Raw genomic sequence first — 14158 nt, forward strand, 5'->3', positions numbered from 1 at the left:
TCGGGGGCCGGGTCGGTCGCGGGGTTGCCGGGCGTCATGCGTCGTCCTCGTCTCGTGCGCGGTGGTCGGGCCAGGGGAGGGAGAGCTCGACCTCGAAGGCGGGTGCGGGTGCGTCGAGCGGGGACTCCGCCGGGCCGTTGTCGTCGTCCGTGTCGGTGCCGCCCTCGGTGGCGGCCGCCTCGGCCCTCATGGTCCCGCCGAGCAGGCGCACGCGCTCGCGCAGACCCGTGAGCCCGAGCCCGGATCCGAGCTCGGAGGCCGCGGTGCGCACATCCTCCGGCACGGTGTTGCGCGAGGTCAGACGCAGCGTGCCCGCCTCGTGGGCGATGCGCAGCGCGAGCGGCTGCCCGGGGGCGTGCTTGCGGGCGTTGGTGAGCAGCTCGCGCACCGCGCGGGCGAGGGTCACCACGAGGGCCGAGCCGGCGGCATCGACGTCGTGCGGATCGGTGCCGATCCACTCCAGGCGCACGTCCTGGCCCTCGGCCCGGGCCCGCTCGATCTGCTCGCCGATGTGCGCGCCCGTGGGCAGGGGCTCCGCATCGTCGGTGCGGAGGGCGGAGAGCACGTGGCGCAGCTCGGAGTTCGCGGCGCGGGCGTCGGCGAGGATCGTCGCCGAGACGTCCCGCATCTGCTCCGGCGGCATGTCCGCACGGTAGGAGAGGGCGCCCGCGTGCATCGCGATGAGGGACAGGTGATGGGAGAGGCTGTCATGCATGTCGCGGGCGATCGCCGCGCGCTGCTCGGACTCGGCCTGGGCGACGAGCGCCCGATGCTCACGGGCCAGCGCCTCGTGCTCGCGCTCGAGGGCCTCGCGTTCGCGCTGGGCGGTCGCGGCCTGGCTGCGCAGGGAGGTGATGAGGACGGCGCGGGTGCCGCGGACGCGCCCCCAGAGCAGGGCGGCTCCCGCGAAGACGAGACTGAGGAGGATGTCGAACACGAAGGTGCTCGACCACTTCCCTTGGGCCCACCGGTCGATGCTCGTGAAGATGAGCCCCGTGACCGCCGCGAGCGAGAGCCCGATGGCGTCCAGGCGCCGATCGCGCCGGACCCCGACCCGGGCGAGTCCCACGGCGGCGGCGGGCAGGGCGGAGCCGCTGAGTGCGCCGGGCACCACCAGCAGCAGATTCCACAGGCCCGCGCGTCGCATCGGGCCGGCGGCGAGGTTCGCGACGGCGCCGACGCCGACGTCGATCACGAGCGCCAGCCCGACGCGCCCCGGCAGCGATTCGCCGTACGTGTCCCACGCGGCCAGGAAGAGGATCAGGGCGAGGCACGCACCGACGACGAGGCATGCCAGGGAGACCACGAGCATGCGGCCGGCTTCGGCGAGACGACGCACGAGGCGTCCTCGTGCCGGGGGATGGTCGACGCCGCTCGGGGCGGGGGCGTCGACGGGGGAGGAGGTCATCCGCACATCGTAGGAACCCGTGCGGGATTCCCGGATCGGCCGAAGGGACGAGCGCGCCGGGACGAGTGCCAAGGGACGGGCGCGCCGGGATCAGCGCCGGGCGCCCGAGCCGAGCCGCTGGGGTGCGGACCGGATCCGGGCGGGCCGGACACGCGCGGCCCGGATCCCGGCGACCAGCGCGCTGACTCCGGCGTCGATCGAGCGGTCGTTGACGATCTCGAGGTCCGCGCGGACCGCGGGCGCCGGGTCGGCGCGGGCGAGGCGCGCGGCGATGTCCGCCTCGTCCTCGCGGCCGCGCTCCCGCAGGCGCGCCGCGCGCACCTCCGGCGACACGCTCACCCGGATCACCCAGGGGCGCTCGGAGCGCGCGACGAGGTCGGGCACGGCGCTCCGGGACGCGTTCACGACCACGGTGCGGTCCGCGCGCGCCTCCTCCTCGAGGGAGATGGGCAGGCCGTAGAGCAGGCCGTGCGCCGACCAGTGCGTGCAGAACGCGCCCGCCGCGGCCAGGTGCCGGAACTCCTCCTCGCTCACCGGATCGTGGTCCTCACCCGGCCCGCGCGGGCGGGTGATGGTGCGACGGACCAGCACCATCTCCTCGCCCAGCGCGTCGCGGGCGCCCGCGAGGAGGGTGTCCTTGCCGGCGCCGCTGCCGCCGACCACCGCGACGAGCGGCCCCGGTCCGATGCGGCTCACGAGACGCGGACCCCCTGGCGGAGCACGGCGCGGACCACGGGGATCAGCGTCCCCTCCGGGTCGCGCTCGCTCGCGGGCGTCCGACGGGGCTGCACGCGCACGAGGTCCGCACGCCGCCCCACGGCGATCTCTCCGCGGTCCTCGAGTCCGACGGCGCGCGCCGGGTTCGAGGAGACCAGCCGAGCTCCCTCGACCACGGTCAGGGAGCCCTCGGCGACGAGGCGGAACACGGCCTGCAGCGGGCTCGCGGGCACGTAGTCGGAGGACAGGATCCCCAGCAGGCCGTGGGTGAGGAGCTCGGAGGCCGCGACGTTGCCGGACTGGCTGCCGCCGCGCACGATGTTCGGTGCGCCCATCACGACGTCGAGGCCGTGCTCGCGCGCGGCACGGGCCGCCTCGAGCGTGGTCGGGAACTCCGCGATCTGCACTCCGAGGTCCACGGATTCCGCGACGTGCTCGAGCGTCGCGTCGTCATGGGCGGCCAGGGCGATGCCGTGCGCCCTGCCGACCGCGGCGATGCGGCGCCGATTGCGATCGGCGTGCTGTGCGGACTGCTCGAGCATGCGGTCCACGTATGTGTCGGCCTCGCCGAGCGCGATCCCGCGCTTGCCGAGGTAGGTGCGCTTGAACAGGTCGACGTCGGCGTACTGGCGCTGGCCGGGCGTGTGGTCCATGAGTGAGGCCAGGAGCACGGCCGGATCCTCGGCGAAGGTGTCGAAGACGTCGGCGCAGTCGGCGGCGGAGACCTCGCAGCGGACGTGGATCGCGTGGTCGGCGCGCAGGAAGCCTGCCGCGGAGGCCTCCGCGATGGCGGCCGTGAGGCGGCGGGCCGCTGCAGGGGTGCGATCGCCGTCGTCGGGCTCCGAGCCGATGCGCACAGCGTCCAGGACGGTGGTGGCGCCGGCCGCCGCCATCTGGGCGTCGTGCGAGAGCACGGCCGGGACGGGATCCCAGGTCACCCCGGGTCGGGGCTCGGAGTGGTGCTCGAGGTGGTCGGTGTGCAGCTCGACCACGCCGGGCATCAGCAGGTCGCCCTCGAGGTCCTCCGCAGGGACGTCGGGGTGCGCTGCGCCGGCGGAGATGTCGGCGATGCGCCCGTCGCGGATCAGGACCGAGCCCTCGAGGACCTCGGTGGGCAGGACGATGCGGGCATGGGTCAGGACGGTCTCGCGGGTCATCGGGTTCCTTCCGGCAGGGGCATCGGAGCAGGGGCGGTGAGCTGATGGACGGTGCGGAGCTCGAAGGGGGCGTCGGGGGCGGGCTCGGTGAAGACGCACAGGGCGTCGAGGACGAGGTCCGTGCCCAGGAGGTCGGAGAAGTGCTCGTGAAGGACCGCCTCCACGGCATCGAGGCGCTCCTCGGACAGGGCATCGGTGAGGGTCAGATGGAAGCGGAAGCGGTCCAGCACGTAGGGGTAGCCCCAGGCGTCGAGGAGCTCCCGCTCCCGGGCGGGGAGCGCATCGGGGTCGCGGCGGAGGCGCTCGGCGGGCGTCATCGGTGCGCGGTGCTCGTCGAGGTCCGTGACGACGGCCGCGGCGAGGGCGTCGAGCTCGGGAGCAGGGTCGCCCGGGACGAGCGCGAGGAAGGAGCCGATCCTGCGCAGCGCGAGACGAGGCACCCGCACGGGACCGTGGAGCGCCGCGCAGCGGGCGACGGCCCGCGCGAGGCCGTCGGCGTCGTGGCCTGGGGCGAGGCGGAACGGGGCTTTGAGCGTGCCGTGGAACCCGTACCGGCGGGGGCTGCGGGTGACGGCGTCGATCTCCGCTCGGGAGAGGGGACCGACGCCGGTCCGCGGGACGGGCCCGGAGCTGGTGGACCGGCCGAGCCAGCGCTCGGCGCGCCGCGCGAGCGCGGTCCCGAATGGATCGAGGGCGGGGCCCCGGGAGCCCGGGGTGGCATAGACCGCGAGGCGCATTCTCAGACCACCGCCGCGGCCGATGCGCTGAAGCGCTCGACGGGGAGGACGCGGTCGGCGACGGCCTCGCGGACCGCGGCGTCGTGGAAGATCCCGAGCATCGCCGTCCCGTGATCGCGCTTCTCGGCGATCAGCTGCACGACGGCGTCGCGGTTGGGGCCGTCGAGGCTCGCGGTCGGCTCGTCGAGGAGCAGCAGGGGGAGGTCCGCGATGAAGCCGCGGGCGATGTTCACCCGCTGCTGCTCGCCCCCGGAGAAGGTGGCCGGGGGGAGCGTCCACAGGCGCTCGGGGATCGAGAGCCGGGCGAGCAGCCCCGCCGCCCGCTCCTCCGCGGCCTCGGCGGGGATCCCGCGTTCGCGCAGGGGCTCGGCCACGACCTGCAGGGCGGGGACGCGCGGCACGCAGCGCAGGAACTGGCTGACGTAGCCCATCGAGTCCCGACGGGCGGCGAGCACGCTGCGCGGTCCGGCGGTCGCCAGATCGACCTCGGCGTCGCGGGTGCGCAGCAGGATGCTGCCGCGGTCCACGGCGTAGTTCCCGTAGATCATCTTGAGGATCGTGCTCTTGCCGGCGCCGGAGGAGCCGCCCAGGACGACGCATTCGCCGGCGTGCACGGTGAGCTCGAGCCCGCGGAGCACGGGCAGGCGCTGTCCGCCCTGGAGGTGCATCGAGAAGGTCTTGTCCACGCTGCGGAGAGCGAGCACGGGTCGGTTGTCCATGGAGAGGTTCACCCCTGGAGGATCGAGGAGACGAGGAGCTGGGTGTACGGCGCCTGCGGGTCGTCGAGGACGCGGTCGGTGAGGCCCGACTCGATGACCCGCCCGTCCTTCATGACGAGCGTGCGGTGGGAGATGAGGCGGGCGACCGCGAGATCGTGCGTGACGATCACGACCGCGAGGCCCAGGTCGGCGACCAGGGAGCGCACGAGGTCCAGCAGGCGCGCCTGCACGGAGACGTCGAGCCCGCTCGTGGGCTCGTCCATGTAGACCAGTCGCGGGGAGACCACGAGGTTGCGGGCGATCTGCAGGCGCTGGCGCATGCCTCCGGAGAAGGTCGCGGGGATGTCGTCGATCCTGCTGCGGGGGATCTCGACCCGCTCGAGCCACGTGGCGGCCTCCTCGCGGATCCTCCCGTAGTGGCGCCAGCCGTCCGCCATCAGCGGCTCGCCGACGTTGCCGCCGGCGCTGACGTGCATCCGCAGCCCGTCGGCGGCGTCCTGGTGGACGAAGCCCCACTCGCTGCGCCACAGGCGTCTCACGGCGCTCTCGCCGAGCTCCGCCAGGTCGACGAGGGCACCGTCCCGGCGGCGGTAGCGGATCGTGCCCTCGCTGGTGTCGAGGCTCTGGGCGAGGGTTCCCAGCAGGGTGGACTTCCCCGAGCCGGACTCGCCGACGACGGCGAGCACCTCCCCGGGCCAGAGGTCGAGATCGACGTCCCGGCATCCGAAGCGCTCGCCGTAGCGGTGGCCGAGGCCCCGGACCTCGAGGAGCGGCCCGGCGGGGGCCGCGTCGGCGGGCTCCGGCTCCATGGCGGGGTGCGCGGCGGGAGCCGCGTCCAGGACGGAGGTCTGCGGGGTCATGCGTGGTCCTCCTGGTGCGCGGCGGCGGTCCGCTCGCAGTGGTCGGTGTCGGAGCAGGCGAACATCACGCCTCCGGAGTCGTCGGTGATGATCTCGTCGAGATAGACCCCCGTCGATCCGCAGATCTCGCAGGGGACGTCGAAGCGCTGCGGCTCGAAGGGATGGTCCTCGAAGCCCAGGCTCTCGACGTCCGTGTACGGGGGGACCGCGTAGATGCGCTTCTCGCGGCCCGCGCCGAAGAGATGCAGCGCCGGGCTGCGGTGCAGCTTGGGATTGTCGAAGCTCGGGGTCGGAGACGGATCCATGAGGTAGCGGCCGTCGACCATCACCGGATAGGCGTAGGTGGTCGCGATGTGCCCGAACCGGGCGATGTCCTCGTAGAGCTTGACGTAGATCAGCCCGTAGTCCTCGAGGGCGTGCATGCGCCGCGTCTCGGTCTCCCGCGGCTCGAGGAAGCGCAGCGGCTCGGGGATGGGCACCTGGTAGACCATGATCTGGCCCTCGGCGAGCGGCGTCTCCGGGATCCGGTGGCGGGTCTGGATGATGCTGGCCTCGGCGGCCCGGGTGGTGGTCGCGCTGCCGCTCACGCGGGCGAAGAACGCCCGGATGGACACCGCGTTGGTGGTGTCGTCGGCGCCCTGGTCGATGACCTTGAGGGTGTCGTCGCGGCCGATGATCGAGGCGGTGACCTGCACGCCGCCGGTGCCCCAGCCGCGGGGCATCGGGACCTCCCGGGAGGCGAACGGGACCTGGAAGCCGGGGATGGCGACGGCCTTCAGCAGGGCGCGCCGGATCATCCGCTTCGTCTGCTCGTCGAGGTAGCCCTCGTTGTAGGTGATCACTCGTCCAGCTCCTCGGGGGTGGCGGCGAGGAGGTCGTCCTCGCGATCGAAATCCGATGGCGCGGGGTCGACCTCGCCGCGGGCGGCGGCGGCCCTGCGGTCGAGGGCCTCGGCGCGCATCCTGCGCACCAGTCCCAGCTCCGCCTGGAAGTCGACGTAGTGGGGGAGCTTGAGGTGCTCCACGAATCCGGTGGCCTCGACGTTGTCGGCGTGGCTGAGCACGAACTCCTCGTCCTGGGCCGGGGCGACCCGGCGCTCGTCGAACTCGTCCGCACGCAGCGCGCGGTCCACGAGCGACATGGACATCGCCTTGCGCTCGGACCTCCCGAAGGAGAGGCCGTATCCCCGCGTGAACTGGGCGGGCGTCTCGGCGCTGCCGGTGAACTGGTTGATCATCTGGCACTCGGTGATCTCGAGGCGCCCGAGGACGACGGGGAACCCGAGCTCCGGGGGCACGATCTCGACCTCGACCTCGCCCACCCGGATCTCCCCGGCGAACGGATGGTTGCGGCCGAAGCCCCGCTGCGTCGAGTAGCCCAGGGAGAGGAGGAACCCCTCGTCCCCGCGGGCGAGCCCCTGGAGCCGCTCCGCGCGGGTCATCGGGTAGGAGACCGGGTCCCGGGTGAGGTCGCCGGGCTCGGGATCGGCCGAGTCCGCGGAGGAGGCCGGCTCGAGCAGGGCGTCCTCCCCGAGGATGTCGGAGATCCGGGGCATCTCCGCGGCCCCCTGGTCGGCCCCGGCGTCGGCGTCGACGTCGGCCCCGGCATCGGTCTCGGTCCCGAGCTCGGCGCGGGCGTCCGGTGCCTCCGCGCCCTGCGGGGATCCCGCCTCGCTGAACAGCCGGTGCGTGTAGTCGAACGTCGCGCCGAGCTGCTGGCCGCCGGGGATGTCCTTGAAGGTGGCGGAGATGCGGCGCTGGGGCGGCAGCTCGGCGGTCTCGAGCGGCTCGGTGGTCCCGAACCGCGGCAGGGTCGTGCGGTACGAGCGCAGGAGCGTGACGGCCTCGAGGACGTCCCCCTGGGCCTGCAGGATCGCGCGGGCGGCGAGCGCGGGATCGGAGAGCGACCCCTCGTTCATCACGCGGGACACGAGCACGCCGAGCTGTCCGGCGACGGCGTCCGGTGCGATGGCCGGGAGCGCCGGGTCACCGCGCCCCTCGCGGGCGAGCAGCGCGTGCGCCTGGGCGATCGCCCGCTCCCCGCCCTTCACGGCGACGTACATGTCAGGCCTCCTCGGGAGTCGTCGGCTGCGCTGCGGCGGTGCGCAGGCGGGTCGTGCGGGGAAGGCCCAGGATCGTGTTCTCGGCGACCACGAGCAGGTCGACCCCGCGGGGGAACAGCTCGGCGAGCCGCGCGCGCTCCTCGATCAGTCCGGGCCGTGCCCAGGGCGTGCGCAGGACGACGGTGCTCTCGATGCCCGGTCCTGTGGCCTCGAGGGCGGGGCTGTTCGGGGCCGTGCCGGCGCTCGGGGCCGTGCCCGCGCCTGTGCCGGTGTCAGCGCCTGTGCCGGTGGCCCGGGCGTCGATGATCACGGTGGCCGAGCGGTGCGGGGCCTCGTCGGTCCCGAGCGAGAGGCCGCCGAGGCGGGGGACGTCGGCCGGGGCGGCGACGATCATGTCGGCGCGGGCCGCGTCCTCGACGATCGGGGCTCCGGTGTGGAAGGAGAGGTGCGTGCGCACGTCCTCGTCCTCTCCCAGCCCGCCTGCGAGGTGCACGGGCGACTCGGCGTCCAGCAGGGTCAGCAGCACCCCTGCGAGCGCCGGGCCGAGGGCGTCGGGAGCCCCCGCGGGTCCGGCGACGGACTGCGGGGCGCCCGGCCGCGCGAGCGCCTCGAGGGCGGCCCGGAACACCTGCTGGGAGTCGCGGGTCGGGTCCTCGAGCCCGGGAGCGGGCACCGAAAGGCTCGTCGGAGCGGTGCCGACCTGCTCGGCGGGGCTCATGCGTGCTCCCTCGAGACGGTGAAGAAGTCGACCTGTGTCGCGCGCGCGTCCCGATGCCGGCCTGCGTCGCGGGCCTCCTGCTCGCGCTCGAGCGGGAGCACCACGCCCTCCAGCACCCGCTCCCGGGTGCCCGGATCGCTCAGCAGCGCGTCGAAGGCGGCAGCGTGCCACGCATGGTCGAGGTCGGTGCCGAGGACCCAGGCGCTGCCGAGGGCCTCCCGTGCCAGATCGTCTCCGTCCACGCGGACGGTCGCCCGGGTCACCGTCGCCTCGCCGAGGTTGAAGCGGTCGCCGGCGGCGTCGATGCGGCCGCGGACCATGACCAGTCCGGCCTCCGGGCCGCGGACCGCCCGCACCCGCACGGTCGGGGCCCAGTCGGGCCAGCGCTCGGCGAGGCTCGCGGCGGGGGCGAGGGCGAGGGTGCGCATCCAGCGGCGTCGCGCGGCGGGGTCGGAGCGGTCCGGGGGGACAGCAGTCGATGGGAGCACGAGGTTCCTCCGTGGTGAAGTAGTCCAGTTATCTAGACAACTCAACGGTAATGCGTGCCGAGGCCCCGTGCGTGCCGTGCGGGCGACGTCCAGGTCGACACCGGGTGAACGTTCTCCCCCGCGGGTCGGCGCGGCCGCCGGCCGGTAGCATGGCGCCACCATGACTGCCCCCCTCCACGCCCAGAGCGGGTTCTCCGCATGGCGCCTCATCGCCGAGGAGCTCCGCCGGGAGATCGCCGACGGCGGCCGCGCCCCGGGCAGCCGCCTCCCGACGGAGGCCGAGCTCGCCGAGCGCTTCGACGTCCACCGCAACACCGTCCGCCAGGCGGTCGGGGCGCTCGCCGCCGAGGGCCTCGTGGTGCCGCGGCGCGGCAGCGGCACCTTCGTCGCCGAGCACTCCCTGATCGTCCACCGGATCGGCGTGCGCACCCGGCTCTCGCAGAGCCTCGGGCCGCAGGGCGGTCGCGCCCCCGGGATCCTGCTCGAGGCGGTCGTGGAGACGGATCCGCCGCCAGCGGTGGACGAGCGCCTGCGGCTCGAGGGGCGCCCGGCCCTGCGCATGGAGTCGGTCCGGACGGTCGACGGCGGGGCGATCTCCCGCGGCACCCACTGGTTCGACGCCGAGCGCGTGGACGGGATCGATGCGGTCTTCGCGCGGACGGGGTCGATCACCCAGTCGCTCGCCGAGATCGGCATCCCCGACTACGTCCGGGTCTCGACCGTGGTCGGAGCGCGCATCGCCTCGGTCGACGAGGCCCACGAGATGCAGATCCCCCAGGGGACGGTCGTGCTCGCCGTGCGCGCGCTCGATGCCCTGCCGGACGGGACGCCGCTGCAGGAGGGCTTCACCCGTTTCCGCGCCGACCGGGTCGAACTGGACGTCGAGCACCCGGGCGGATCCTGAGGGAAGGGTCGGGCGGCGGGACGTCGCGCGCCTCAGCTCTCGTACGCGTCGAGGAACTCCTCGACGCCCATCCGCCGGAAGTCCGGGAGGCGCTCCCGGAGGGTGGCGTGGTCCCAGTCCCACCAGGCGAGGCGCTGCAGGCGCTCGGCGAGGCCGGGCTCGACGCGTCGTCTGATCACGCGCGCGGGGACCCCCGCCACGATCGTGTAGGGCGGGACGTCGCGGGTGACGATCGCGCCCGAGGCGACGACGGCGCCGTCGCCCACGGTGACCTCGGGCTTGACCTGGCTGGCGTGGCCCAGCCAGGTGTCGTGGCCGATCCGCGCGCGGCGCGCCCGGCGGCGCTCGAAGAACTCCTCGTCGTCGCTCTCCTCGGCCCAGTACCGGGTGCTGCGGTAGAGGAAGTGGTGGAGGCTCGCGCGGTCGAGGGGATGGTCCGTCGCGCCCACGCGCACGAAGCTCGCGATGTTCGAGAAGCGGCCGACGTCGACGTGGGCGAGGTCGGCGAAGCGATCGCAGTAGCTGTAATCGTCCAGGGAGACCTCCAGGAGCCGCGGGCCCTCGCCGACGTCCGTGAACAGACCCAGGCGGGAGTCGTGCACCTGCGCGCTCGGGTGCACCGTCCCCTCCGGCGGAAGGGTCCCGGTGTGGGGGCGCGGGCGCTCAGCGGAGGACACGGCGCAGCCAGGCGGAGAGGGCCTCGACGAGCAGCACGGTGACCACGATCATCGCGACCAGCGTCGTCACCTGTCCGTGCAGGGTCAGCACCGTCGAGGCGTTCGTGAGGTGGAAGCCGATGCCTCCGGCGCCCACGATGCCCAGCAGGGTCGCGGCGCGGATGTTGGTGTCCAGGAGGTAGAGGGAGCTGCCGACGACGGTGGGCAGGCCCATCGGCCAGGTCGAGGCCGCGAACCGCTGTGCGCGGCCGGCCCCCGCGGCCGTGAGCGCGCGCTGCGGCCCCTCGGGGACCTCCTCGAGGCCGTCCGCGATGAGCTTGCCCAGCAGGCCGACGCCGCCGATGGCGAGCGCGATCACCCCCGCCTGGTTCCCCAGGCCCGTGATCATGATGAGGAAGATCGCGAGCACCAGCTCGGGGATGCCGCGGAAGATCACGAGCACGACCCGGGCCGCGGCGCGCACGCGCGGGCCCGGGGCGACGGTGCGGGCCGCGAGGGAGCCGATGACCAGGGAGAGCACGAGGGACAGCAGGGCTGCGGCCGCCGCCAGCTGGATCGTCTCGAGCATGGACCCCGCGAACTCGCCCATCGTGTGGGTGCCCAGGCTCGGCGGCCAGAAGCTGCGGAGCACGGCGCCGACGGCGTCCCAGGAGACGTCCGAGAGCCGGATCTCCGCGAGGAACCAGCAGAGCACGACGAAGGCGACCGCGCCGAGGGCCCACGAGGCGCTGCGCACGCGCCCCGCGGTCCAGGGCCGCCGCATCATCGACTCGACGTCGACCGCATCGGGGGAAGGGGCGGGGGTGCGGGCGGTCCCGGAGGCGACGTCGGGGGAGTGGGTGCCGTGCTCCGTCGTGCCCCGCCTGCGGCGCATCGCGAACCCGGTGATCCGATCGCCGAGTCCGCGGCCCGCGGAGGCCCCGCCCAGGAGCATGCGGCGCATCGCCGAGGAGACGATCTCGAGCACCACGCACATCGCGAAGATGACCAGGGCGATCCCCAGACCGCGTCCGTATCCCGCGGGGAAGTCCTCGAACGCGATCCGCATCGCGTAGCCCAGCCCGCCCACTCCGGCGTAGCCCAGGATCGCGGAGCCGCGCAGGTTGATGTCGAAGCGATGGAGCATGGTGGCGATCCACGAGGGCAGCACCTGCGGGAGCACGCCCGCGCAGAACTCCTGGACGCGCCCGCCGCCGGCCGCGCGCACCGCGAGCCGCGGACCGTCGTCGGCCTGCTCGATCGCGTCGGAGAACATCTTGGAGATCATCCCGATCGAGTGGATCCCGATCGCGAGGATGCCGGGGAGCGGGCTTCCCAGTGTGAAGGCGAGGGCGAAGGCCAGGGCGAGGACGACGTCGGGCACCGCCCGGCACAGCACGCCGATCCCGCGCGCCGCGCCGCGCAGCCACGGGGCGGGCGAGGTCGTGGAGGCGCCGAGCACCGCGAGCGGCACGGAGAGCACCGAGGCCATCAGGGTGCCTAGCACGACGATCCCGAGGGTGAGGCCGATCAGATGCAGGAGGTCGCCGATCGGAGGAAGGCTGATCGGGTCCATCGTGCTCAGCACGTTCGCCGCGTTGTACAGGCTCGACCCCACGCTGTCCCAGGTCAGCTGCATGCTGGCGAGCGACCACAGGGCGAGCGCGAGGAGGGCGAGAATCGCTCCCGCCGCGGCCAGGCGCTCGGCCGACGGGCGCCGGCGGGGCGCCCGCTCCTCGATCCTCGCGCGCTCCCCGCCCGGGCCGGTGGTCCCGGTCTCGGGCGCGGCCTCGAGGGTGCCGGGCTGCGCCATCACGCGCCCCCGACGGCCTGGGCCGCGGCCGTCAGCCGCCCGCGCGCAGGGTGCGCGCCCGACGCGACGGGAGCCTGCACGACGGCGGTGCCCGCCGGGGCGACGCGCCGGTAGATGTCCATCACCGTCTCCCGGTCCAGGGCCTTCGACGGGGTGTCGAGCACGACGGCGCCGTCACGGAGCCCGACGATCCGATCGCCCCAGCCGAGGGCGAGATCGACCTGGTGGAGGCTGCAGACGACGGTCAGGCCGTCCTCGGCAGCGATCTCGCGGATCAGCCGCATGACCTGGTCGCTGGACTCGGGATCGAGCGAGGCCACGGGCTCGTCGGCGAGGAGCACCTCGGGCTCCTGGAGCAGGGCGCGCGCGATCGCGACGCGCTGCTGCTGGCCGCCCGAGAGCTCGTCCGCGCGCTGGTACGCGGTCCGCAGCAGTCCCACGCGCTCGAGGTTCTCGAGGGCCGCGCGGCGCAGCGGGCGCGGATAGCTCCACAGGCCCAGGCGGGGCCCGCGCAGCCGGGCGAGCGCCCCGGTGAGCACGTTCTCGAGGACGGTCAGGGACGGCACGAGCTCGAACTGCTGGAAGATCGTGGCCACGCGTCCGCGCAGCGTCCGCAGCTCGGCGGCGCCCAGGGCGGAGAGCCGCTTCCCCAGCACCTCGACGGTGCCCTCGTCCGGGACCTCGAGGGCGTTGAGATGGCGCAGGAGCGTCGACTTGCCCGATCCCGAGAGTCCGACCAGGACGACGACCTCGCCACGGGCGACCTCGAGGTCCACGCCGTCGAGCGCCCGGGTGGCGCCGTACGTCCTGCGCAGCCCGTCGAGGCGGATCACCGTGGGGCCGACGGCCGGAGCGGCGGCGGCGCGCTGCGCGCCGGACCTCGTCGCGGTGGTCACTTGTCCGCGCACTTCGCCGCGGAGATGGTGGAGCACAGGTCCCGGATGGTGGAGTAGTAGGACTCGTCCTCCTTCGTGGCGCCGAAGTAGCCCTCCTCGAATCCCGGCGTGATCGTCACCCCGGAAGCCTTGATGTTCTCGACGGTCGCGCTCTGCAGGGCCTCGGTGACCTTGGTGCGGGCCTCCTCCGGCAGCTGCTCGGAGACGGAGAGCGGGCCGCCGGGCACGTACTCCTTGCCGATCACGGAGATGTCGCCCTTCTTCGCGGCGGGCTCCGCGATCGTGTCCTCGGCGAAGCCGACGTCGCACTGGTCGGCGGCCACGGCCTGCGCGGACTTGTCGTGCGCGCCGGCGAAGTGGGCCGTGAAGTCCTTGAACTCGGGGTTGCCGTTCGCGTCCTCGCCCGTGGGATCGACGTCCAGGCCGGCCTTGTCGAGCTGGTAGAGGCCGAAGAGGAAGCCGGAGGTCGAGTTCGGGTCGACGAAGCAGACCGTCTTTCCCTTCGCGTCGGACAGGTCCTTGATGTCCGATCCCTTCGGGACGATCGCCTCGGAGTAGTAGCCGGGGTCGTCGACGTCGGGAGAGGTGAGGGTGGCGGCCACCGGCGCCATCTTCGCGCCCTTGTTCGTGGCCTGCACGTACTGGAGACCGCCGGAGGTCATGACGTCGACCTTGCCCGCGGAGGCGGCCGCGATGAGCGAGGTGTAGTCGGAGGTCGGGTAGTACTCCACCTTGTAGCCGGTCTTCTTCTCGATGTACTCCTCGAGCGGCTTGCTGTTGGAGTCGGAGCCGGCCTGGTCGGGGACCGCGCCGAAGACGATCGTTCCCTCGGACTTCGCCCAGTGCCCGCTCTCGGAGCTCGCGGAGGAGCCGGAGCAGGCGGCGAGCGGGAGGGCGAGGAGGGTGGCGGCGGTGGCGGCGACGGCGAGGCGGGTGCGGACGGAGTGGCGCATCGGAGGGGACCCTTCGCTCGATGGGAGTCGGGGAGGTGCCCGACGACCCACGAAGCTAGGTGCCCGAAGT

General features: G+C 73.8%; 15 protein-coding genes. 1 reads left to right on the forward strand and 14 read right to left on the reverse strand.

Annotated features, from left to right (window positions below):
• Nucleotides 1-34: 34 nt before the first annotated feature.
• The 10 genes from MHY49_RS09960 to phnG form a co-directional block, all read right to left on the reverse strand.
• Nucleotides 35-1408 (reverse strand): sensor histidine kinase, encoded by a 1374-nt coding sequence (locus MHY49_RS09960; protein WP_239203840.1) that lies wholly within the window; start codon nucleotides 1406-1408, stop codon nucleotides 35-37.
• Between the two features lie 90 nt (nucleotides 1409-1498).
• On the reverse strand, nucleotides 1499-2104 hold the full coding sequence (gene phnN / locus MHY49_RS09965) for a phosphonate metabolism protein/1,5-bisphosphokinase (PRPP-forming) PhnN (protein ID WP_239203841.1): 606 nt from the start codon (nucleotides 2102-2104) through the stop codon (nucleotides 1499-1501).
• A complete protein-coding gene (locus MHY49_RS09970) occupies nucleotides 2101-3282 on the reverse strand; it encodes an alpha-D-ribose 1-methylphosphonate 5-triphosphate diphosphatase (RefSeq protein ID WP_239203842.1) in 1182 nt (393 codons plus the stop codon). The genes phnN and MHY49_RS09970 overlap by 4 nt, the downstream gene beginning before the upstream one ends.
• The gene (locus tag MHY49_RS09975) at nucleotides 3279-4019 is read right to left on the reverse strand and encodes a DUF1045 domain-containing protein (protein ID WP_239203843.1); all 741 of its coding nucleotides are present in this window, start codon (nucleotides 4017-4019) and stop codon (nucleotides 3279-3281) included. The genes MHY49_RS09970 and MHY49_RS09975 overlap by 4 nt, the downstream gene beginning before the upstream one ends.
• A 2-nt stretch (nucleotides 4020-4021) precedes the next feature.
• The gene (phnL, locus tag MHY49_RS09980; protein WP_239203844.1) at nucleotides 4022-4750 is read right to left on the reverse strand and encodes a phosphonate C-P lyase system protein PhnL; all 729 of its coding nucleotides are present in this window, start codon (nucleotides 4748-4750) and stop codon (nucleotides 4022-4024) included.
• Nucleotides 4747-5598, reverse strand: a complete 852-nt coding sequence (phnK, locus tag MHY49_RS09985; protein ID WP_239203845.1) for a phosphonate C-P lyase system protein PhnK — start codon at nucleotides 5596-5598, stop codon at nucleotides 4747-4749. The genes phnL and phnK overlap by 4 nt, the downstream gene beginning before the upstream one ends.
• Nucleotides 5595-6440 (reverse strand): alpha-D-ribose 1-methylphosphonate 5-phosphate C-P-lyase PhnJ, encoded by an 846-nt coding sequence (locus MHY49_RS09990; RefSeq protein ID WP_370646093.1) that lies wholly within the window; start codon nucleotides 6438-6440, stop codon nucleotides 5595-5597. The genes phnK and MHY49_RS09990 overlap by 4 nt, the downstream gene beginning before the upstream one ends.
• Entirely contained in the window at nucleotides 6437-7660 is a 1224-nt protein-coding gene (locus MHY49_RS09995) for a carbon-phosphorus lyase complex subunit PhnI (RefSeq protein WP_239203846.1), read from the reverse strand. The genes MHY49_RS09990 and MHY49_RS09995 overlap by 4 nt, the downstream gene beginning before the upstream one ends.
• A gap of 1 nt (nucleotide 7661) precedes the next feature.
• Nucleotides 7662-8378, reverse strand: coding sequence for a phosphonate C-P lyase system protein PhnH (gene phnH / locus MHY49_RS10000; RefSeq protein ID WP_239203847.1), 717 nt, complete (start codon nucleotides 8376-8378; stop codon nucleotides 7662-7664).
• On the reverse strand, nucleotides 8375-8866 hold the full coding sequence (gene phnG, locus MHY49_RS10005; RefSeq protein WP_239203848.1) for a phosphonate C-P lyase system protein PhnG: 492 nt from the start codon (nucleotides 8864-8866) through the stop codon (nucleotides 8375-8377). Before phnG ends, phnH begins: the two co-directional genes overlap by 4 nt.
• Nucleotides 8867-9026: 160 nt before the next feature.
• Between phnG and phnF the strand changes: the two genes are divergently transcribed.
• Entirely contained in the window at nucleotides 9027-9770 is a 744-nt protein-coding gene (gene phnF, locus MHY49_RS10010; RefSeq protein ID WP_239203849.1) for a phosphonate metabolism transcriptional regulator PhnF, read from the forward strand.
• A gap of 32 nt (nucleotides 9771-9802) precedes the next feature.
• Here phnF and MHY49_RS10015 read toward each other — a convergent pair whose 3' ends face one another.
• From MHY49_RS10015 to MHY49_RS10030, 4 genes are read right to left on the reverse strand one after another with little or no spacing between them, the layout of a single operon-like run.
• Nucleotides 9803-10447: a chloramphenicol acetyltransferase gene (locus MHY49_RS10015; protein ID WP_370646094.1), complete on the reverse strand. Its 645-nt coding sequence runs from the start codon at nucleotides 10445-10447 to the stop codon at nucleotides 9803-9805.
• Nucleotides 10434-12239 (reverse strand): ABC transporter permease, encoded by a 1806-nt coding sequence (locus tag MHY49_RS10020; protein WP_239203851.1) that lies wholly within the window; start codon nucleotides 12237-12239, stop codon nucleotides 10434-10436. The genes MHY49_RS10015 and MHY49_RS10020 overlap by 14 nt, the downstream gene beginning before the upstream one ends.
• Nucleotides 12239-13072: a phosphonate ABC transporter ATP-binding protein gene (gene phnC / locus MHY49_RS10025; RefSeq protein ID WP_370646097.1), complete on the reverse strand. Its 834-nt coding sequence runs from the start codon at nucleotides 13070-13072 to the stop codon at nucleotides 12239-12241. The genes MHY49_RS10020 and phnC overlap by 1 nt, the downstream gene beginning before the upstream one ends.
• A 59-nt stretch (nucleotides 13073-13131) precedes the next feature.
• Nucleotides 13132-14088: a phosphate/phosphite/phosphonate ABC transporter substrate-binding protein gene (locus MHY49_RS10030; RefSeq protein WP_239203853.1), complete on the reverse strand. Its 957-nt coding sequence runs from the start codon at nucleotides 14086-14088 to the stop codon at nucleotides 13132-13134.
• Nucleotides 14089-14158: the final 70 nt, after the last annotated feature.

It is taken from the genome of Brachybacterium sp. ACRRE (genome assembly GCF_022346485.1).
GTDB lineage: Bacteria > Actinomycetota > Actinomycetes > Actinomycetales > Dermabacteraceae > Brachybacterium > Brachybacterium halotolerans.

What these genes read in the sequence shown, in the direction of transcription:
- MHY49_RS09995 (WP_239203846.1), bottom strand. Translation starts at nt 7,660, where the DNA reads ATGTACGTCGCCGTGAAGGGCGGGGAGCGGGCGATCGCCCAGGCGCAC.
- MHY49_RS10030 (WP_239203853.1), bottom strand. Translation starts at nt 14,088, where the DNA reads ATGCGCCACTCCGTCCGCACCCGCCTCGCCGTCGCCGCCACCGCCGCC.
- MHY49_RS09970 (WP_239203842.1), bottom strand. Translation starts at nt 3,282, where the DNA reads ATGACCCGCGAGACCGTCCTGACCCATGCCCGCATCGTCCTGCCCACC.
- MHY49_RS09960 (WP_239203840.1), bottom strand. Translation starts at nt 1,408, where the DNA reads ATGACCTCCTCCCCCGTCGACGCCCCCGCCCCGAGCGGCGTCGACCAT.
- MHY49_RS10020 (WP_239203851.1), bottom strand. Translation starts at nt 12,239, where the DNA reads ATGGCGCAGCCCGGCACCCTCGAGGCCGCGCCCGAGACCGGGACCACC.
- phnF (WP_239203849.1), top strand. Translation starts at nt 9,027, where the DNA reads ATGACTGCCCCCCTCCACGCCCAGAGCGGGTTCTCCGCATGGCGCCTC.
- MHY49_RS09975 (WP_239203843.1), bottom strand. Translation starts at nt 4,019, where the DNA reads ATGCGCCTCGCGGTCTATGCCACCCCGGGCTCCCGGGGCCCCGCCCTC.
- phnH (WP_239203847.1), bottom strand. Translation starts at nt 8,378, where the DNA reads ATGAGCCCCGCCGAGCAGGTCGGCACCGCTCCGACGAGCCTTTCGGTG.
- phnK (WP_239203845.1), bottom strand. Translation starts at nt 5,598, where the DNA reads ATGACCCCGCAGACCTCCGTCCTGGACGCGGCTCCCGCCGCGCACCCC.